Consider the following 19,662-nt stretch of genomic DNA (forward strand, 5'->3'; position numbering starts at 1 on the left):
CTGACCCTGGACCGGCACAGCGGACTGGTCGGAACCAGAGGTGGTCTGGCCCTGGACCGGCACTGCGGCCTGGTTGGCGCCACCCGTGACCACACCGCCCGCGTTCTCAGTGCCCACAGTGGGATCGACGGTCCTGACGTCGCGGCTCGACTGGTCGCCGTCCGCACGCCCGCCGGCGTTGGACTGGCCACCGTCCTCACCGACGGTGCCACGGTTACCGACACCCGACTGATCGCCCGCCTCGGTGGAGCCGCCACGACCGCCCGCGCCCGACTGGTCACCGACGCTCGCGCCGGCCTGCCCGCCGCCATCGCCTGCAACGGTGCGACCGCCGGTGTCCGACTGGTTGCCCGTGCCACCACCGGCCACAGCGGTGCGGCCATCGGTCTCAGCGGCGCCCGCACGGCCCCCGGTGTTGGTCTGGCCGCCCGCGGTGGCTGTCGCGGGCTGGGCCGTGTCGTCGCCCAGGGTGACCGGTTCGAGCTTGTCGTTGGTCGAGGTGGGGGATTTGCCCTCGGAGACGGTCGACGGCTTGTCCTGGGTCTCGGCGCCGCCTCGGGGCGAGGACGTGTCGCCGTTGCTCTCGGTCTTGATCTGCGGGGGGTCGAAGACGGTGCCGAGGGGGTTGCCGGTCTCGTCGACGACCGGCTGGCCCGCCCGCGGGGTGGGGCCGCCGTCCGCCTCGGTCAGCACGGGGTTGATCGGCACGCCCTTGGTGATCTTGTCGAAGACGGCGGCGAGCTTGGCGCCCGCGCCCCGGGAGTCGCCGTAGCCGGTGTACTCGTTCTTCTTGTACATGCCCTGGGCCGGGCCCATCGCGCCGAGCAGGCCGTCCCAGACGTCGCCGTCGCCGCCGGTGGCGATGTTGACCACGGGGTTGGAGGCCGCGACCATCGCGACCTGGCCGACGGCGTAGCCCATGTTGCCGCCGACCTTCAGGGCGATCATCCCGCCCTTCGACAGGCCCGCGCCGCCGTTGAGGCCCGCGACGAACTTGGGGTTGATCTGCTTGGCGATGCCCTTGGCCACACCGTGGAACACGCCCGCGGCCGCGCCGCCGATGGCGCCGCCGATGACCGCGCCCTTGACCGAGTCCCAGTCCATCTCGTCGCGGCCGCCCGCCGCGATCTGGCCCGCCTGGATGCCCGCGTCCAGGGTGAACATGAAGGCCGCGCCGAAGGCGCCCATCTTGAGGGCGTTGAGCAGGACGGTCTTGGCGACCTGCTTGATGGTCTGCTTCGCGATCTCCTGCAGCAGCAGGTTCAGGATCGCCTGCAGGCCAGCCCGGGCCGCGGCGATCACCGGGCCGGTGAACAGCGCCCCGAACAGCGAGGCCAGCAGCGCGACGATGGTGGCCAGCGCCATCGCCGCCATCGCGATGAGCATGATCTTGGCCTTCTGGATGTCGGCCGCGGCGGTCTTCGCCGTCTTCGCCAGGTCGTCGGCCTGGGCGGCCAACTCCTCCAGCGCGGTGATCATGTCCTTGTTCAGGTAGTCGACCGCGTTGGTGGCGGTGACGCCGTCCATCGCGCGGTCGACGGCGCGGGAGGCCCCGGTCACCTCGTCCTTGACCGCGCGCAGCTCCTCGGCGAACTCCGTCCAGGCGCCGCTCATGGCCTTGAGCCCGCCCTCGTGGCCCTCCGGCCACTCCATGCCCAGGGTGACCTTGAAGAACTTCTGCAAGCTGTCCGGCAGGCGGGTGACCTCGTCTGCGCCGCTCATCCGCCTGCCCTCCTGACCCGTGCTGACTGGGAACCGCCAGTGGCTGGCGGGTGGTGCGACTACTCCGGCGGCGGGGTCCGGTCGATCCTGGCCGCGTGGTCGTGGTCGACCGACTGGAAGACCTCCGAGGCCTCGTCCAGGCCCTCGGCGGTCAGGACGAGCCCGGTGCCCGCGTCCGCGCCGTAGGTGCGCACGTCGGTGGCGGGCTGGACGTAGTTGGTCGCGAAGGCCTTGCCGATGTCGTCGGTGCCCCAGCAGCCGTCGTGGTCGTCGAGGACGACGTTGAGCGCGGCCACGGCCGAGGTCAGCCGCGTGCCCGCGGCGTCGAGCTTCCTGGTGCCCGCGGCGAGGCCGTCGGGGTCGAGCCGGAACTCCTCAGCCACGGGACGTGCCCCCCTCGGCGCGGGCGCCGACCCCGAGGTCGCCCAGCAGCGGGCCGAGCAGCGAGTTGACCATCTCCATCGGGTCGACCCTGCCGCTGGCGATGCCGTCGATGTCGATGCCGGGCACCGAGGACTCGCCCATCGCCGCGCTGACCTTGGCCGCGCTCTCCGCCTTGGCGCGGGCCAGCGTCTCGACGATGACGTGGGCGAGCTGGGCGGGGGGCATGGTCTTGTGCTTGGTGCCGGTGAACGCCATCTCCAGCAGCTCGCCGCGCCCGTCGACGGTCATCGACAGCGAGCGGTCCTTGGCGTGGACGGTGGTGTGCGCCGACCACAGCTCGCCGAGCTGGCCGAGCCTGGCCCGCTCGCGGTCGAGGTCGGCCATGGCGTCGTCGGCCATCCGCCGCAGGTCCGCCTCGGACATCGAACTCCAGTTCGTCATCTCATCGCTCCCGTTCGCTCGTGCGGCCGATCATCTGCAACGCGCGCTCCCGCGCCTGGTCGAGCGGCGTCTTGTCCTGCTCGGACCGCTGGTCCCCCTCGGCGGGCTGCTCGGCGGAGTGGCTGCCCGACGACGGCGCGGACTTCTGCTCGGCGGCCACCGGCCTGCCGAGCACCGTCGCGCCGATCGGGGATTGCCACACGCCTGCCTCAGCCTCCATCGGGATCTCGGCGAAGCGCCCGTTGTCGCGCTCATCAGGACCACGGATGCCCGCCCCCATCGGGTTCATCGGTCCGTACCCGGGTGTCATGGGCACCCCCGAGTGCCCGTTGAACGTCGTCTGCGACGAGGTCCCCCCTGGCGGCGGGGCCGCGAGTGCGACCTCGGGCGCCGCCGCGGCCAGCGGACGCACCGGGGGCGGCCCGAACTGCGCCGACGCCGGGAGCGTCGTGCCGTGCTCGAGGGTGACCGGCTCGACCGCGGGCACGGAGATGGCCGGGATGGTCGAGCCCCCGCCCGCGTGCGCCACCGGGGCGGCGGACGCGGCGAGCGTGGCCGGGGCCTGGACCGGCTCGGTCACCGGCGGGGCGGAGACCGTCACCGGCAGGGTCGGGGCCACCAGCGCGATGGCGGGCTCGGCGGTGACCTTGACCGGCCGCTCCCCCGGGTCCACCTCCGGCGCCCGCTGCCGCTCGTCCGAGTCGGCGGCGCGCTTGCGCTTCGGCGCGGGGGCGGCAGAACCGGGCGCGCGGCCGAGCACCGCGGGCGGCAACCCGACGGCCCCGGCGACGACGCCGTGCGCCGGTGCGGTCGCCGCGGCCCAGGAGCCGCCCACGGCCGGGCCGCACGTGTACGCCGCCTGCACCGTGGGCTCCGGGGAGACCTCCACCGAGCGGCCCACCACCGGGGAGTCCCCGAAGCCCAGCGCCGCCACGGGAACCGCGGCCCTGCGCCGGTCGGGGGCGCCTGGACCGGAACCGCCCGCGCCGAAGCCGCCCGCGAAGAACGCGCCGGACCCGGTCCCGCCGCCCTCCCCGCCGGGAGAGCCCTCCCCGAAGCGGGGCTGGTCGCCGCTGGTGGCCGCGAGGGTGTTCGTCTGCCCGAGTGCCGATGTGGACTGCTCGGGCACGTCCCAGCCCTGCCCGCCCGGGAGCAGGGGCAGCGGGGTGAACCTGGCGCCGATGTCCCGGTAGGCGGTGCCCAGGTCGAGCACGATCTGCAGCGCCGACTCCGCGCGCTGGGCGTGCAGCACCTCCGGGGCGGGGGCGCCGTCGACCGGCGGCGCGGCGGCCTCCTCGGCCTGCTGGCCCCGCAGGTCGCGGAAGCGCTGCTGGGCTGTCGCCAGGGCGTCGCCCGCCGCGCGCAGGGTCGTCGCGTAGTCGGGGTTCCATGCGGTCTGGAGCACGGTGTCGACCGAGGAACCGAGCTGGTGCGAGACGTCGTCGAAGGCGGTCAGCGACTCGCCGCTCAACCCCTCGTGGACCACGCGGGCCTCGCGCCGGATGCCGTCGAGCACCTGCTGGAGCCTGCCGGTCGCGTCGTCGAACGCCTGGGCGAGCTGGTAGTGGACCTCGGGGTCCATGGCGAAGACGAGTTCGGCGAGCTGGTCGGCGGACATGGTCGCCAGCGCGGGGTCGTCCGGCGGGGGCGGCGGGTCCTGGTGCGCGGGGGCCATGGGTCAGCCACGTCCCAGCACGGGCGGCCGGGGGCCGTCCTTCTCGTCGTCCCACGCGCCGTCGTCGGCCTGGATCCAGATCTGCGGTTCGCGCTCCTTGTCCTGGCCGCCGCCCATCCCGCCCATGCCGCCCATCCCGCCGCCCATCGGCATCCCGCCCATGGGCATACCGCCCATGCCGGGCCCGCCATGGGAACCGAGCCCGCCCGGGCTCCCGGGGATCGCCGCCGAGGCGGTGACAGCGCCCCCGGGCACCGTCAGGCCGCGGTCCTGGGAGACGTCGGTGTCGAAGCGGGTCCCCCCGTCCACACCGCCGCCCCCGCCGAGGCCGCCGCCTCCTCCGCCACCGCCGAGCGACGGCATGCTCAAGCCGCCGCCCGCACCGCCACCGGCCCCGCCGCCGGAGGAGGTCTTGATGTCGGGCTTGTTCCCGCCGAGCGGGTTGAGGAAGCTCTCCAGCGGCGACCTGGCGCCCGGCTCCGCGCCCGCGGCGCCGATGTCGTCGATGGCCTTGCGGGCGGCCTCCTTGGCCGCTTCGAGCGCCGCGGTGCGCTCCGGGCTGTCGCCGTCCTGGGCGAGCGCGTCGATCGCCTTGTCCGAGGCCGCCTTGGCGTCCTCGACGGCCTTGGCGTACTCCGGGTCGTCGGGGTCGATGGCGCTGTCGAGGCCGTCGATGGCCTCCCGCGCGGCCTTGGCCGCCTCGTCGAGGGCCTTCTGCTGCTCCGGGGTGTCGCCGGGCCTGGCCAGCTTGTCGATGGCGGTCTCGGCGGCGTCCTTGGCGTCCTCGACGGCCTTGTGGTGCTCGGGGTCGATGAGGTTGTCGATGGCGTCTTGCGCGGCCTGCTTGGCCTGCTCCAGCGCCGCCTTCTCGGCCGGGTCCCCGGTGCCCGCGATGAGGTCGTCGAGCGCCTTGGTGGTGGCGTCCTTGGCGTCCTGGAAGGCCTCGCGGGCCTCCGGGTCGAGCGGCTCGCCGTCGGGGCCCTCGGAGGAGGTGAGGGGCTTGTCGTCGTCCGCGCCGCCGGTGATGTCGTCGATCGCCTTCTGCGCGGCCTCCTTGGCCTCCTCCAGCGCCTTCTGGCGCCCGGGGTCCTCGGTCTGGCCCGCGAGGTCGTCGATGGCCTTGCCCGCGGCGTCCTTCGCCTCGCCCAGCGCGGCCTCCTGCTCGGGGCTGAGCTCGCCGCCGCCGTCCGCGCCGCCGCCGAGACCGCCGCCCGAGCCGCCGCCCGTGATGTCGTCGATGGCCTTGTTCGCGGCGTCCTTGGCGTCCTGCAAAGCCTTCTGCCGCTTCTGCTCGGCGGGGTCCGACCCGGAGCCGGGGCCGCCGCCCACGCCCGGGCCGCCGCCCATGGCCGGGCCGCCACCGCTCGCGCCGCCGCCCGCGCCCTCCTCGCCCAGGGGATCACCACCGCCGCCGCCCATGAGACCGTCGATGGCCTTGCCCGCGGCCTCCTTGGCGTCCTGCAACGCCTGGTCGCGCTGTGCCTGCTCCGCGGCCTCCGCACCGCCGCCCGCACCGGATTCGCCCCCGCCACCCGCGCCGGTGTCACCGAGGCCGCCACCGCCGCCCTTGAGGTCGTTGATCGCGTCGTTCGCGGCAGCCTCGGCCGCACCGCTGTCGCCACCGCCGGAGCCGCCACCCGTGCCGCCGCCCGTGCCGCCACCTGTGCCGCCGCCGCTCCCACCGCCGGTCTCGTCGTCATCGCCGCCGCCCGCGCCACCGCCCGAGCCACCGTCGGTCTCGAGCTCGTCGATCGCCCCGGTGATGGCGTCCTTGGCGGCCTCGAGGGCGGCCTTCTCCTCGGGGTCGTCGGTGTTGGCGATCAGCTCGTCGATGGCGTCGAGGGCTGCTTGCTCGGCGTCGTCGAGGCCCTCCTGGTAGTCCTCGTCCTCGCTCCCGCTCCCGCCGCCGCTCCCCTCATCGTCGCCGTCCGTGTCGTCGCCGTCCGTGTCGTCGTCGCCCCCGCCGCCCGTGTCGTCGTTGTCGCCGCCGGTCGAGTCGTCGTAGCGGGGGTCCTCGGACTTGGGCAGGCCGCTGATGATCTTCAGCGGCGCGAGCTCCTGGCCGCGGGAGTCGTACTGGGTGCCCAGACCGGCCGTCAGCTCCTGCAACTCCTTGAGCAGCTTCTCCTCGGCGGCGTCGTTCATGGCCTCGACCGCCTTGGTGGTCTCCTCGGCCAGCTTGTTGATCAACTGCTGGATCTCGCCGGCGTTCACGTCATCGGACAGGTCGGCCAGCTCCTCGATGCCCGAGATGCCCGCGGCCTTGATGCGCTCGGCCTCGCTCGCGCGGTCGAACTCGGCGGCGTCGACGATCTCCCACCACTTCGCGGCGAAGGCCTGGATCGCGTGGCCGACGTTGCCGATGGTGGTGCCGTACTGCTTGGTGGAGAGCGTCTCGTGCAGCGCCTCGCTCTGGCTGAGCAGGTCCTTCGCGTAGGTCTCGAAGGCGTCGCCCGCCTCACCCTCCAACTCCGCGCGCACGTCCTTGATGTGCTTGGCGAAGTCGGTGTTGACCTGCTCGAGCCGCGTGGTGGCCGCCTTGACCGCGAACTCGAGGTCGTACCAGGTCTCCGCCGTGTTGTTGGTGGACAGGCTGCCCTCGACACCGCGGTCCCGGTGCGCGGTGTAGAGCAGGTCCTTCACCGCCGCGCTGAGGTCCTTGTAGGACTTGTAGCCCCTGGGGTCGAACGCTGGGGCGGATTCCTGGTAGACGCCCACGAACTGGGTGGCTTCATCGTCGGCCATGACTCGGCTTCCTCACCGGGAGGCGGTTGACTGGGTGTGGTCGGGGTGGGCGGCTGGCGGGCGGACCAGGTCACACGTGGTCGTTGTAGCCGTCGCCGTCGGTGTTGGTGCCCTCCGGGCCGCCGCCGAAGTTGTGCTGGGTGTTCTCGGTGTTCTCGTCCAGCGTGCTGATGCTGGTGGTGATGTCCTTCTTGAGCTGGTCGAGGCTGTCCTTGATCTTCCTGCCGTTCTCGCCGTCGGTGTCCTGGAAGTCGTTGGCGATCTTGGTGAGCGTGACCTCCATCTCCTCGAGGGCGATCTTGAGGTGCTCGGCGTGCGCGACGATGCCGTTGCGGCGGTCGTCGACGACGCGCTCGACCCACTGCGCGAGCGCGAAGCCGCCCGCGTTGGGCCAGTGCGGCTTGAGCTTGGTGAACGCGTCCATGTCGTCGAGCAGGGCGCCGAGCTTCTTGGCCGAGGCCCGGATCAGGTCCGGGTCGAACTTGGTGGACATGACTGCGACTCCTCACTGTGTGTTCGAACTGGGGCACACCAGGTCCGCGGTGTGCGGGCGCGGGGCCCGCACACCGCGGACCGGCTAGCGGCCGCCGCCTGCCATGATCTTCTTGGCCCACTCGACGTCCGCGCCGTTCATGCCCGTGGCCGCCGCCCGCAGCTCGTCCTTGAGGTCCTCGAGGTAGAGCTGGTGGTTGTCCAGGTCCTTGCCCAGGTCGAGCGACAGCGAGTTGTAGGACTCGGCGCTGTCGCCGGTCCAGCCGGACAGGAGCTGCTGGACGTCCCCGCGCAGCTTGGCGACGTCGGCCTCGATCTCCTCGGCCTTCTCCTTCATGATCCGGACGGTCTGCTCGATGAGGTCGTAGTCGTAATTCACCGTGTCGTTGCCCATGGTCCTGCCCTTTCCTTCGGTGCTGCGGGGATGTGTCGTTCGGTGCCGTGCGGTGGCGCCGGGCGCCGGGGGCTATCAGGTGCCGGAGAGGAAGCTCGCGCCCGCGGGGGACATCGTCAGGGCGGAGATCTTGTTGGCGTTCTGCCTGTCCATGTCCATCTGGCCCTCGGCGGAGCCCTTGATGGCCTGGATCATGCCGTTCATGTTGGTGATGACGCCGTTCTTCATCTGCTGGATCCAGACCTCGCACACCTCGTCGAGGGCGCGGGTCGCGGCGTTGGTGCTCTGGTCGAGGGTCTCCGAAACCCGCTGGCGCAGCGTCTTGAGGTGGACCTCCTCGAGGTTGTTGATGAAGTCCGTGTGCATCCCCGCGGTGGTGTCGATCTGCGTCTGGCTGAACTTCGTCGCCATTGCGTTCCTCCTTGGTGGTTTCCTTGCGGCCGCTTGCATCCCTGACACGGGTGGGGCCCTGCGGGCGGTTCACCCGGGTCCGGAAATCTAGGGTCCTGACACCTGCAGGGCGGTCTGCGTGCTCAGCAGCGGACCGCTGGGCAGCAGCGCGAGCAGGCTGGCCGGGACGGGCACCGCGGCGTCCTCGCCGTAGCCGAGGGCGGCCAGGGCGTCGGCGTCCGCGATGGGGTAGCGCACCCCGGTCTCGGTGATCAGGTGCAGCGCGCCCGGCGCGGCGCCGGGGGCGGGCAGGTCGCGGGCGAGCACGCCCCCGCCGGTGGGCACCGCAGTGCGGTCGGCCATCGTCCCGGCCTCGTGCGGGGCCGCCGGGACGGCCTTGGCGTCTACCTCGGCCGCGGGCAGCACCGCCACCGCCACGTCCATGTCGCCGGTGCCGTTCGGTCCATAGCGGACGCAGGCCTGGGCGCCGCGTGGCGGGGTCACCAGGTCGGGCGGTCGCGGCGGCAGGCCGCTCACCAGGTCGACGCCCGGTGAGGTCGCGATCCCCTGCAGGGCGGCGGGTCCGACCTCGATGGGGGCCACCGGCCCGCTCGGGTAGGCGCGCTTGGTGTCCGGCGCGGCGAGCAGCAGGGCGGCGGTGGTCGGGCTCAGCGGGGTGACGCCGTCGGCGCGCAGCAGGTAGAGCTGGTCGGAGTCGATCGCGGGGTTGCGCACGCGGAAGACCTGGCCCACCACGGCGGCCTCGCCGTCGATCCGCGGGCCGGTCTGGCCGGTGCCCGGTGTCGCGGGCGCCGCGATGTCGCGACCCTGCTCCAGCGGGTTGAGCCAGGCCGCGGACACCGGCAGCGGGTGGGTGTCGCCGTAGCCGAGGGTGTCGAGCACGGCGCGGTCGCCGACGCGGTGCCGCTTGCCCTGCCACACCAGGTGCGTCGACCCGTCCGGGGTGGACACCAGCAGCGCCTGGCCCTCGGTCAGGCCCGGTCGGGTCGGCCCGCCGATCAGCACGGTCACCCGCGGGCCCGCCTGCGGCGAGGCGCCGGGCGCCACGCACACCGTCCAGGGGCCGCGGTCCAGCTTGTCCGCGCCGGGGATCATGTCCGGCGCGCCCATGATACCGATGGGCTGGCCGACCGGGGTGTCGCCGAGGGAGTTGCGCGACACCGACTTCACCTCGCCCCCGCCGCCGGTCGCCAGCCGCGCCGAGGCGTAGTTGAGCACCGGGCGCAACTGGCCGCCGAGGAAGACGTAGCGGGTGCCGGTGGACTTGTCCATGACGATGGCGCCGTCCTGGCGCCAGGTGTTGTCCCCGCCCGGCTTGAACAGCCCGTAGATGCCGAAGACCGCCATCAGCACGGCCGCCAGCAGGACGCCGAACACGGTGCCGGTGTTGAGCCGCCGGTAGGGCGACTGGAGCGCGTCGGGCCTGCCGGTGGTCACCGCGGACACCAACCGCCCCACCACGAAGAAGTAGGCTTGGACCTGGTCCCTGCGCGACTGCATGTCAGCCCGCCAATCCGCGCATGGCCGCGTACACGCCCAGCACCTGCAGCAGGATCGGCACCACCGCGATGGCGGTGACCGACTCGAGGATCTCCACGGCCCGGCCCCAGTAGGGGCGCAGCCGCTTGCCGGGCAGGCGCTCCCCGGCCAGCAGGAGCAGCAGCCCGACGACGAGCACCGGCAGGAACACCACCAGCAGCCGCGTGCCGCCCGCCTGCTCGGCGCCGACGTGCAGCAGCGTGACCACGACGGGCACGAGCGCGGGCACGACGAACGCCCACCGCGCCGCCAGCCCGCTGGGGTGGCGGGACCGCAGCAGCAGCAGGAACGACATCACCAGCGACAGCACGATCGACCAGCCGTGGCCGCCGACGACCAGCAGCGGCATCAGCACCGCCTGGGCCAGGCCGAGGCCGGTGTGCAGGGCGGTGGCGTAGCCGACGGTCGCGGCGCCGCGCTCGACGACCAGCTTGTGCGGGACCGGGTCGATGTCCTCGCTGAGCTCCTCGGCGCCGGTGGGCAGCATCGGCAGGGTCAGCCCGGAGAGCCGGAACGCCGTGGAGGGCACGAACGCCCCGGCGATCAGCGTCAGCGCCAGGCCGATGGCCACCGCCTGCGGCCCGGTGACCGGGGCGAGCGAGCCGATGAGCCCGGTGACCACCATGACCGAGGTGAACAGCAGGGCGCCCGCGAACAGCAGCGCGGCGTCGGCGACCGCGACGAGACCGGCGGCCAGCACGACGACCGCGGCGGTGGCCGCGGCGCTCACCCGGACCATCGGCGCCGCCTCCGGGGCCAGCACCGCCACCAGCAGGTCGCCGCCGAGGGCCGCGTAGACCGCGGCGGCGAAGGCGAGCACCGAGGCGGGCTGCGGCTTGGCGGCGCCGCGCGCCACCAGGGCGCCCGCCCCCAGCAGCAGCACCGCGACCACCCCGGCGACCAGGGCCTGGACGCCGACCGCGCCCACCCCCGGCACCAGCAGCACCCCGAGCGCCAGCGCGGCGCCGGAGACGACGCGCAGCAGCACCCTGGTGCGGGCCGCGGTCCACGCCCCGGGGTGGTCGCGCACCTGCTCGCCGACCCCGTCGACCAGGTCGTCGAAGTCGATGGCGGCCAGCTCGTCGGCGCGCGGCCGGAAGTGCACCGTCTCCCCGTCGAGGACCTGGAGCTCGGCCAGGGTGCGGTCCTCGTCGAACGGCTGCTCGCCGACGCGCTGCACGACCCACCCCTCGTGGTCGGCGCCCTGCTCGACCCACTCCGCCCCGAACTGGGGCAGCACGGCGGGCAGCAGGTCGGTCAGCGGGACGTCGGCGGGCAGCGCCACGTCCGTCGACTTCTTCCCGAGCACGAACCGCAGCCTCACCGCGGTCCTCGTGCGTTGCTGTGTCTGCTCTTCCATCGGAGTCCGGGTCCTTTCCTGGCTGGGCACTGCGGACCACGGCCGGGGGCGGCCGGGGGGTTCACCCGCGGCCGCCGATGACCCTTTCCGGGGTCGGCGGCCGTGCAGGGGGTGACGAGCACCGACCGACCGAGGAGAGCACGTGGGCACAGTCCTGTTCGCGCGGAGGTCGCGGCGGCCCAAGCCGACCGCCCCCGACTCCGAGATCGAGATCCAGGAGCCGCCCGCCGTACCGGAGGACACCGGCGGCGGCATGAGCTCGGTGCTGATGTACGCGCCGATGGGCCTGGGCTCGATGGCCATGGTGATGATGTTCGTCCGGCCGGGCGCCGGGGCGATGGCCTACATCGGCGGCGGCATGATGGTGCTGTCGGTGGTCGGCATGCTCGTCGTGCAGCTCATGCGCAACTCCGTGACGCACAAGCAGAAGCTGCACGGGCACCGCCGCGACTACATCCGCTACCTGGCGCAGTTGCGCGGCCGGGTCCGCCGGTCGCTGCACTCCCAGCAGCGCGCGGCGCGCTGGGTGCACCCGGACCCGCGCGCGCTGTGGTCGATCGCCTTGGGCTACCGGCTCTGGGAGCGCAGGCCCGCGCACGAGGACTTCGGCGAGGTCCGCCTGGGCCTGGGCGCGCAGCGCTCCTCGCTCAAGCTGCTGCCGCCGAGCACCAAGCCGATCGAGGACCTGGAGCCGATGTCGGCGCACGCGCTGCGCCGGTTCCTGCGCGCCTACTCGACCCTGCCGGACGCGCCGATCGCGGTGTACCTGCGCGGCTTCGGGCAGATCCAGCTCAGCGGCGACGACGACGCGGTGCTCGGCCTCGTCCGCGCCCTGCTGGCCCAGTTCGCCACCGCGCACGCCCCCGGTGACGCCCGGATCGCGGTGTGCGCCTCCCCCGAGCGGGTGGACCGGTGGGACTGGGTCAAGTGGCTGCCGCACAACCAGGACCTGGACAGCCGCGACGCCGCGGGCCCCCGGCGGCTGGTGGCCGACGGCGTCGACGAGGTCGAGCTGCTGCTGGGCGGGCCGTCGTTCGCCGGCAGGCCGCGGTTCGAGGCGGACACCCCGGTCACCGCGTCGGAGCCGTTCGTGGTGCTGGTCGTCGACGGGGTGCGCGTGCCCGGCGACCACCGCGTCGCCGACGAGGGCTACCGCAACGCCGTCGTGCTCGACGTGTCCGGCTCGCTGCCCTGGCAGCAGCGCCCCGGGGTGCTGTTCCTGGAGGTGGACGCGGACGAGGCGCGCACGGTCTCCTTCGACCGGCTGGGCAAGCCGCAGACGTCCCCGCTGTGCAGGCCGGACCAGCTCAGCGCCGGGGCGGCGGACGCGCTGGCGCGCACCATGGCCCGGTTCCGGGTCGGCGAGGCCGCCGAGGACGACGAGCCGATGGCCGCCGACTACGACCTGGCCGGGCTGCTCGGCCTGGGCGACGTGGGCCGGTTCGACCCGGTCAGGTACCGCCGCGAGCGGATGACGGCCAAGCGGCGGCTGCGGGTGCCCATCGGCATCGCCGCCAACGGCACGCCGCTGGAGCTCGACATCAAGGAGGCCGCCGAGGACGGCATGGGCCCGCACGGGCTGTGCATCGGCGCCACCGGCTCCGGCAAGTCCGAGCTGCTGCGCACGCTGGTGCTGGGGCTGGCCGCCACGCACACCTCGGAGGACCTCAACTTCGTGCTGGTGGACTTCAAGGGCGGCGCGGCGTTCCTCGGCTTCGACGAGCTGCCGCACACCTCCGCGGTGATCACCAACCTGTCCGAGGAGCTGGAGCTGGTCGACCGCATGCAGGACGCGCTGGCGGGCGAGATGAACCGGCGCCAGGAGTACCTGCGCGCGTCGGGCAACTACGCCTCGCGCCGCGACTACGAGGCCGCGCGCGCCCAGGGCGTGCCGCTGGAGCCGATGCCCGCGCTGTTCATCGTCGTCGACGAGTTCTCCGAGATGCTCTCGGCCAAGCCGGACTTCATCGACCTGTTCGCCATGATCGGCCGCCTCGGCCGCTCGCTGGGCGTGCACCTGCTGCTGGCCTCGCAGCGGCTCGACGAGGGCCGCATCCACAAGATCGAGACGCACCTGTCGTACAAGATCGGCCTGCGCACCTTCTCCGCCATGGAGAGCCGCAGCATCCTGGGCGTCCCGGACGCCTACGAGCTGCCCAACAGCCCGGGCAACGGCTACCTGCGCCCGGACACCCAGACGCTGGTCCGGTTCAAGGGCGCGTTCTCCTCCTCGCCCTACCACACGAAGCCGCGGGTGCGTCCCGACGACGGCGTGGAGCAGCGGGTCGTGCCGTTCGGCACCGCCTACATCGAGCCGCCCACCGCCCCGGAGCCCGAGCCGGAGCCGGAGCCCGCCACCGGCGAGGTCACCGAGACCATGCTCGACGTGCTCATGGGCAGGCTGCGCGGGGTGGGCCCGCGGGCGCACCAGGTGTGGCTGGCGCCGCTGAAGGAGTCGGCCACGCTCGACCAGTTGCTGCCGCCGCTGGTGGACGACCCGGAGCTGGGCCTGCGCCCGGTCGGCGACCTGATGGCCTCGGAGCTGACCGTGCCGCTGGGCCTGGTCGACCTGCCCGCGCAGCAGAAGCGCGACCTGCTGGTGGCCGACCTGTCCGGCGGCAAGGGCAACGCGGCGGTGATCGGCGGCCCGCAGAGCGGCAAGTCGACGATGCTGCGCACCATCATCGCCTCGCTGGCGCTGACCCACAGCGCCGCGGAGGTGCAGTTCTACTGCCTGGACTTCGGCGGCACGCTGAGCTCGCTGGCGAAGCTGCCGCACGTGGGCAGCGTCGCCAACCGGCTCGACCGCGACCGGGTCACCCGCACCGTGCTCGAGGTCGCCAACATCATGGCCAAGCGCGAGGAGCTGTTCGCCGAGCACAACATCGACTCGATGGGCACCTACCGGCGGGCCCGCCGCTCGGGCCGCTTCCGCGACCTGGACCCCTACGGCGACGTGTTCCTGGTGGTCGACGGCTGGTACACGATCAAGCAGGACTTCGACGAGCTCGAGGAGCAGTTCACCGAGATCGCCGCGCGCGGGCTCAGCTTCGGCGTGCACCTGCTGATCTCGTCGAGCCGGTGGGCGGAGATGCGGCCGTGGCTGCGCGACGTGCTCGGCACCCGGTTCGAGCTCAAGCTCGGCGACCCGACCGACTCCGAGATCAACAGCCGGTTCGCCGCGACCGTCCCGGCCATCCCCGGCCGCGGCATCACCCCGGACCGGCTGCACTTCCTCGCCGCGCTGCCGCGCATCGACGGCCAGTCCGACACCGACGACCTCGCCGAGGCCACGGTCGAGCTGGCCGAGGCGCTGGCCGTCCCCGGCGGCCCCGCGGCCCCGAAGGTGCGCCTGCTGCCGCACACCCTGTCGGTCGCCCAGCTCCCCGCCCCCACCGCGCCGTCGAAGGCCGCCGAGGTCCGCATCCCCCTCGGCATCGATGACGTCGAGCTCGGCCCCCTGTGGCACGACTTCGACGCCAGCCCGCACCTGCTCGTCTACGGCGACGCCGAGACGGGCAAGACCAACCTGCTGCGCCACATCGCCCGCTCCATCGTCGCCCACCACGGCAACGACGAGGCCCGCATCATGTTCGGCGACTTCCGCCGCGAACTGCGCGACTGCGTCCCAGCCGACCACCAGATGGAGTACGCCGTCGGCGCCGAGGCCCTGACCAAGTCCATCGCCGGCGCCGCCACGGTCATCCAGCAGCGCGTCCCCGGCCCGGACATCCCCCCGAGCCGCCTCCCCAAGCGCGACTGGTGGCAGGGCGGCCGCCTCTACATCATCATCGACGACTTCGAGATGACCGAGGGCGCGGGCAGCGCAGGCCCCCTGGCGCCCCTCGTCCCCCTCCTCGCCGACGCCGCCGACGTGGGCGTGCACATCATCATCGCCCGCAGCACCGCGGGCGCCGGCCGCTCGATGTCGAACCAGGCGATCCGGAAGATGTGGGAGCTGGGGACGCCCGCGCTGCTGCTGTCGTGCCCGAAGCAGGAGGGGTCGTTCCTGGGCACCCTCAAGCCCCGGACGCTGCCGGTGGGGCGTGGGCAGTACATCAACCGGCGGCGGTCGGTGCGGTTGGTGCAGACGCCGTTGGTGGAGGTGCCGGAAGCCGTGGAGTAGGCCGGGGGCACACCAAAGAGGACGGTCACCGCAGGCGCGGTGACCGTCCTCTTTGGTGTGCGGGGCCTTCGGGTGGCGATCGGCGTCTGGTCCACGGCACCGGTCGCGCCGCGGTCTGACCCTCCGCCGCCCTCCGATGGCGACCCCGAGGAGTGCGCCGAGCGGTTCGGAGGCCATGTCCAAGGCGTTGGCAACGCACCTCGAGGTGCACGGGCTACCCCGGCCGCGATGGGTCTGCACCGGCACAGCGGCTCGATCACCACCCGCGCCCTGCCCGGCTGCCTGCGACGGTGGCGGCACGACAAAGCCGCCACCCGTCCTGGGTGGCGGCTTCCGGAGTCGGTGTCAGCCCTTGGCGGGCCGGGGTGGCGCGACCTGGACGGTTCTGGCGCGGCGCCACTGGCGGGTGCGGGCCGCGGACATGAGGCGGGAGCCCATGACCAGGGCGGGGATCAGCAGGACCACGGCGACCACTCCCGTGCCCGCCAGCACCGGGCCCACCTCGTCGTGCGGGGCGGGAACCGGGGGTTGGGCCGCCGGTGGGGCGACGACGGGGGCGGCGGTGGTTGATTCCCCCGGGAGGATGGCGGTGACGGCGGCCATGGGGTTGACCGTGCCCCAGCCGAGGCCGGGGTCGGGCAGGGTGGTGGCGGGGTGGTTGGCGGTGGCCTCGAGGCGGTGCTTGACCTGGGCCGCGGTCAGGTGCGGGCGGTAGGCGCGGACCAGGGCGGCGGTGCCCGCGACGAACGGGGCGGCGTAGCTGGTGCCGCTGCCCTGCCAGTGGCCGGGGCCCTTGGGGCCGAGGCTGACCACGTCCACGCCGGGGGCGACGAGGGACAGGTGGGGGCCGGTCTGGGAGAAGTCGGCGCGGGCGCCTGCGACGTCGACGGCGCCGACGGCGATCACGCTGGGGTAGGACGCCGGGAACGGTGTGGTCGCGCCGTCGCGGGCGCCGTTGGAGGCGGAGGCGACCACGACGACGTCGTTGGCCTCGGCGTGGTCGACCGCGGCGGCGAGGTCGGGTGAGTCGATGGCGGTGCTGGCCGAGATGTTGACCACCCGGGCGCCCGCGTCGACCGCCGCGCGGATGCCCTGGGCCATGCTCGCGGGCGTCAGGGCGCCGGGCTTGCCCTCCCCGACCGCGGTCGCGACGCGGATCGGCAGGATCGTGGCGTCCGGGGCCACGCCCACGAACGCCGTGCCCTCCCCCGCGCCCGCGGCGATGATGCCCGCGAGGAACGTGCCGTGCCCGTAGCAGTCGCTGTCGGCCCGGGCGCCGGGCGCGATCACGTCGATGCCGGGCAGCACCCGGCCGCCCGCGAGCTGCGGGACGCTCGAGTCCACCCCGGTGTCGACGACGGCGACGACGACGCCCGCGCCGCGGCTGACCGGCCAGACCCGGTGCGGCGCGAGCTGCTTCTGCGCCCAGGGCACCTCCGTGGCGCTGCCCTGCGGAGCGGGCAGGCAGGCGTCGTTCGACGTGGGCAAGCCGGGCACGGACTGCTGGGCGGCGGCCGTGGGCGCCAAGACGACGGTGGCCGCCGCGGTGGCGAGGACGAATCGCAGCGCGCGCATCAGGCACCCACCGCGGTGCGCTCGGCGCCCACGTGCTGCCAGCGCACGAGGGACGAGGTCAGCCGGGTGGCCGCCTCCTGGTCGTCGACCAGCCGGAGCGTGGCGCGCTGCCTGCGGGCGAGCACGCGGTCGAGTTTGGCGAGCACGGCGAGGTCCTGTTCGTCGAGGTCGGTGGTGGTCGGCAGCTCGCCGGGCGCGAGCTCGCGGAACAGCGCGGCCACCCTGGGCGGCGGCCCCTCGCGGTCGGGGTCCTCCTCCCCCTCGGCGGTGCGCACGGCCAAGGCCTTGAACCGCCCCGCGGCGCCGAACACCGCCTCCCGCACCGGGCTGCTGATCACCAGCTCGGAGGTCCGCCGCGCGGTCGTCGGCCAGATCAGCACGTCGAGGTCCGCACCGGAGACGACGACGTCGAGGTCCATGCTGGCGCTGAGGAACCCCGGCTCGGTCAGCACCGCGCCGGGGGGCGCGCTGTGCTCGGCGGAGCCCAGCTTGCCCTGGCGCAGCACCGCTCGGCGGTGCACGGGCAGCCTGCGGATCCCGGAGACCAGGCAGGGCAGCAGATCCGCGACCCCGGCCCCGTCCCCCGCCCGCACGGCTTGGTTCAGCTCGGCCCCGGCCATGGCCCCCCGCCCCAGGTAGAGGCACACCGCGACGTAATCGGCCTTGATCCCGGCGGAGTCCCCCTGCCGCAACGCCGGCCACGTCGCCAACGCGGCGTTGACCGTCGCCAGCGCCTCCCCGAACACCTCGCCCGTCGACGCCGTGAACCGAGCCTGCTCCGCCGCCGTGCTCACCCGGTCCGCCAGCGCCAACGGCTCCGCCTGAACAGGTTCGGGCGCCACACCACCAGGCGTCGCCGACGACGTGGTAACGACCGCGGGCCCACCCGACAGCGACTCGGCAGGCAGCCGGGCGGCGCCCGCCGCGGGGGCGGTGCTGGGCGGGGTGACCGGACTGAACCGGATGGTCGCCTCACCCCCGGCGGCAGGCTCCACGGCCGGGCGCTCGGCGATCGGGCCGGGGCCCGAGGCGAGGTCCGAACCAGCCGCCCGCGCCCGCGGTGGACGCTCAGCGCCGCCCGAACCGGAAACCGGCCCCAACTCCGTCTCCACGGGCGAATGCCCAGCGGCCACCGACGCCAGGCGCGACCGCTCGACGGCGGACAGGCCAGACCCAACCGGCACAGGCGCCGCCGCAGCCGGCGATCGCCCACCAGGCACCGCGACCGGCACAACCTCAGCCGCGACCGGACCGGAAGCAGCAGACCCAACCGGCACAGGCGCCGCCCCCACCGGCAAACCCCCACCAGCCACCACGACCGGCACAACCTCAGCCCCAACCGGACCGGAACCAGCAGACCCAACCGGCACAACCGCCGAGCGAGCCGCGCTCTCCACGGGCGACCCGCCGGAAGCGCCCGAGGCAGGACGAACCAGCTCGAGGCTCGACGCCGAGGGCGGGCGCCCGGCGGGGCCAGGGGCCAATGGCCGAGGCTCAGCCGCGAACGGCTCGCGAACTGGTCGGGGCGGCGCGGAGTCCACGCCGGGCGTCGATTCCAGAGCGGGCCGCTCGGCCGCGAGCGGCAGCGGGGGGTGGGTTCGGGAGCGGGAGAGGGTGGCTTCGGCCTGGGGATCGAGGTCGCCGAGGACCTCCACCCGGACGGTGGCCCGCAGGCGGGGGTCCAGGGCGCCCAGGAGGGTGTCGGCGGCGGCGAGGGTGGGCAGGTCGACCGGTTCTCCCGGGTTTCCCAGGTACAGGTGCCACCTGGTGGGGTCGAAGGGGCGCGGGGTGGGCGCGGCGGTGGTGGTCGGCGGGTGCAGGACCAGGCCGGAGGGCACGACCTCGGCGAGCAGGTTGTCGTTGTCCAGTGGGCGGTAGGCGCGGACCCCGTGGCGGGCCCAGCCCCGGGGGGCGGGGGCGATCTCGACGACCTGTTGGGCGCCGTTCACGTGCTGGCGCAACCGGGTCGGGAACGGGGGGAAGGCGGCGTCCGCGGGGGTCGTGGTGAACAGGACGTCCGTGCCCGCGTGGGTGGCCAGGGCGTGTTGCCAGCCGTGCGCGCAGATCTCCGCCACCGCCGGGACCACCAGGGCGCCGGGGCGCAGCCTGGCCAGCACCGGGGCGACCGACGCGGGGGTGGGGGCGGGGCCGCCGCCGATGAGGACCTGGGGGAAGCGGGGGTCGGCGGTGGTGGTGCGGGCGGCGCCGGGCAGGGGGGTGGTCGCGTCCGCTCGGACGAGGATGCCCGCGGGCACCGGTTCCACGGCCAGGCCGCCCACGGAGACCGGGGTTGTGGGCAGCAGGGACTCCCAGGGCGCAGCGGGCCAGCGGGCGCAGGCGAAGGCCACCTCGTCGCCGACGCGCCACCAGCCGGTGCCCCCGGTGCCGTGGCCCGCGTAGAGCACGGCGCCCGGGCCGGTGACCACCGGACCGTCCGGCGCGAACAGGTCGACCGCGAACTCCCGGGCCAGCCACCGCGCCGCCGGGTCCCGGGCCAGGCCGGGCAGCCCGAGCCACAGCGCCCGCGCCCCGACGTCGGCGAGCACCGGGCGCAGCAGGGCGGGCAGCGAGCCGACCAGGGACCTGTCCCCCTGGGCCCGCTCGGACACCAGCACGAGCAGCTCACCGGTCACGGCGGGCACCCTGGCGGCCGGGTGGTGGCCGTGGGCGGCCTCGTTGCGGTGGCGGACCAGCACGTGCGCGCCGATCGGCTCGGCGACGAGCGCCTCGATCACGTCCTGGGCGAAAAGCCGGTGCATCATCACTCCCGCTGCGTTGGGTTCCTGCGCGGCACCGGC

The 19,662-nt window shown here is 74.1% G+C and carries 13 protein-coding genes; 1 reads left to right on the forward strand and 12 read right to left on the reverse strand.

Annotated features, from left to right (window positions below; translation table 11 throughout):
* The 10 genes from GCL84_RS00010 to eccD all read right to left on the reverse strand — a co-directional run.
* Positions 1–1,722 (reverse strand): WXG100-like domain-containing protein (locus GCL84_RS00010; RefSeq protein ID WP_456236888.1); only part of this gene is annotated, 1,722 nt, incomplete at its 3' end.
* A 59-nt stretch (positions 1,723–1,781) separates the two neighbouring features.
* A complete protein-coding gene (locus tag GCL84_RS00015; protein WP_156753225.1) occupies positions 1,782–2,105 on the reverse strand; it encodes a WXG100 family type VII secretion target in 324 nt (107 codons plus the stop codon).
* On the reverse strand, positions 2,098–2,547 hold the full coding sequence (locus GCL84_RS00020) for a YbaB/EbfC family DNA-binding protein (protein WP_156753226.1): 450 nt from the start codon (positions 2,545–2,547) through the stop codon (positions 2,098–2,100). Before GCL84_RS00020 ends, GCL84_RS00015 begins: the two co-directional genes overlap by 8 nt.
* A 1-nt stretch (position 2,548) precedes the next feature.
* On the reverse strand, positions 2,549–4,222 hold the full coding sequence (locus GCL84_RS00025; RefSeq protein WP_156753227.1) for a WXG100 family type VII secretion target: 1,674 nt from the start codon (positions 4,220–4,222) through the stop codon (positions 2,549–2,551).
* 3 nt (positions 4,223–4,225) lie between these two features.
* Positions 4,226–6,967 carry a hypothetical protein gene (locus GCL84_RS30485; protein WP_156753228.1) on the reverse strand — a complete coding sequence of 914 codons (2,742 nt, stop codon included), beginning with the start codon at positions 6,965–6,967 and terminating at the stop codon, positions 4,226–4,228.
* Between the two features lie 70 nt (positions 6,968–7,037).
* On the reverse strand, positions 7,038–7,460 hold the full coding sequence (locus GCL84_RS00035) for a hypothetical protein (RefSeq protein WP_156753229.1): 423 nt from the start codon (positions 7,458–7,460) through the stop codon (positions 7,038–7,040).
* Between the two features lie 84 nt (positions 7,461–7,544).
* On the reverse strand, positions 7,545–7,853 hold the full coding sequence (locus GCL84_RS00040) for a WXG100 family type VII secretion target (RefSeq protein WP_156753230.1): 309 nt from the start codon (positions 7,851–7,853) through the stop codon (positions 7,545–7,547).
* Positions 7,854–7,928: 75 nt separating this feature from the next.
* Complete coding sequence (locus GCL84_RS00045) at positions 7,929–8,264, reverse strand: hypothetical protein (RefSeq protein ID WP_156753231.1); 336 nt, start codon at positions 8,262–8,264, stop codon at positions 7,929–7,931.
* A gap of 87 nt (positions 8,265–8,351) precedes the next feature.
* On the reverse strand, positions 8,352–9,764 hold the full coding sequence (gene eccB, locus GCL84_RS00050) for a type VII secretion protein EccB (RefSeq protein WP_156753232.1): 1,413 nt from the start codon (positions 9,762–9,764) through the stop codon (positions 8,352–8,354).
* A gap of 1 nt (position 9,765) precedes the next feature.
* Positions 9,766–11,127: a type VII secretion integral membrane protein EccD gene (eccD, locus tag GCL84_RS00055; protein WP_235925891.1), complete on the reverse strand. Its 1,362-nt coding sequence runs from the start codon at positions 11,125–11,127 to the stop codon at positions 9,766–9,768.
* Between the two features lie 178 nt (positions 11,128–11,305).
* Here eccD and eccCa point away from each other — a divergent pair, with 178 nt between their 5' ends.
* A complete protein-coding gene (eccCa, locus tag GCL84_RS00060; RefSeq protein ID WP_156753234.1) occupies positions 11,306–15,289 on the forward strand; it encodes a type VII secretion protein EccCa in 3,984 nt (1,327 codons plus the stop codon).
* A gap of 345 nt (positions 15,290–15,634) precedes the next feature.
* On the opposite strand, the gene mycP is transcribed toward eccCa, so the two are convergent.
* Both mycP and GCL84_RS00070 read right to left on the reverse strand, forming a co-directional pair.
* Positions 15,635–16,864: a type VII secretion-associated serine protease mycosin gene (mycP, locus tag GCL84_RS00065; protein WP_156753235.1), complete on the reverse strand. Its 1,230-nt coding sequence runs from the start codon at positions 16,862–16,864 to the stop codon at positions 15,635–15,637.
* Positions 16,864–19,623, reverse strand: coding sequence for a hypothetical protein (locus GCL84_RS00070; protein WP_156753236.1), 2,760 nt, complete (start codon positions 19,621–19,623; stop codon positions 16,864–16,866). Before GCL84_RS00070 ends, mycP begins: the two co-directional genes overlap by 1 nt.
* Positions 19,624–19,662 lie beyond the last annotated feature (39 nt).

Origin of the sequence: Actinokineospora pegani, assembly GCF_009745975.1 — a bacterium.
In the GTDB taxonomy this organism is placed as follows: domain Bacteria; phylum Actinomycetota; class Actinomycetes; order Mycobacteriales; family Pseudonocardiaceae; genus Actinokineospora; species Actinokineospora pegani.

Coding starts and splice junctions, on each gene's coding strand:
- eccB (WP_156753232.1), bottom strand. CDS start 9,764: ATGCAGTCGCGCAGGGACCAGGTCCAAGCCTACTTCTTCGTGGTGGGG.
- GCL84_RS30485 (WP_156753228.1), bottom strand. CDS start 6,967: ATGGCCGACGATGAAGCCACCCAGTTCGTGGGCGTCTACCAGGAATCC.
- GCL84_RS00035 (WP_156753229.1), bottom strand. CDS start 7,460: ATGTCCACCAAGTTCGACCCGGACCTGATCCGGGCCTCGGCCAAGAAG.
- mycP (WP_156753235.1), bottom strand. CDS start 16,864: ATGCGCGCGCTGCGATTCGTCCTCGCCACCGCGGCGGCCACCGTCGTC.
- GCL84_RS00020 (WP_156753226.1), bottom strand. CDS start 2,547: ATGACGAACTGGAGTTCGATGTCCGAGGCGGACCTGCGGCGGATGGCC.
- GCL84_RS00045 (WP_156753231.1), bottom strand. CDS start 8,264: ATGGCGACGAAGTTCAGCCAGACGCAGATCGACACCACCGCGGGGATG.
- GCL84_RS00070 (WP_156753236.1), bottom strand. CDS start 19,623: ATGCACCGGCTTTTCGCCCAGGACGTGATCGAGGCGCTCGTCGCCGAG.
- GCL84_RS00040 (WP_156753230.1), bottom strand. CDS start 7,853: ATGGGCAACGACACGGTGAATTACGACTACGACCTCATCGAGCAGACC.
- GCL84_RS00025 (WP_156753227.1), bottom strand. CDS start 4,222: ATGGCCCCCGCGCACCAGGACCCGCCGCCCCCGCCGGACGACCCCGCG.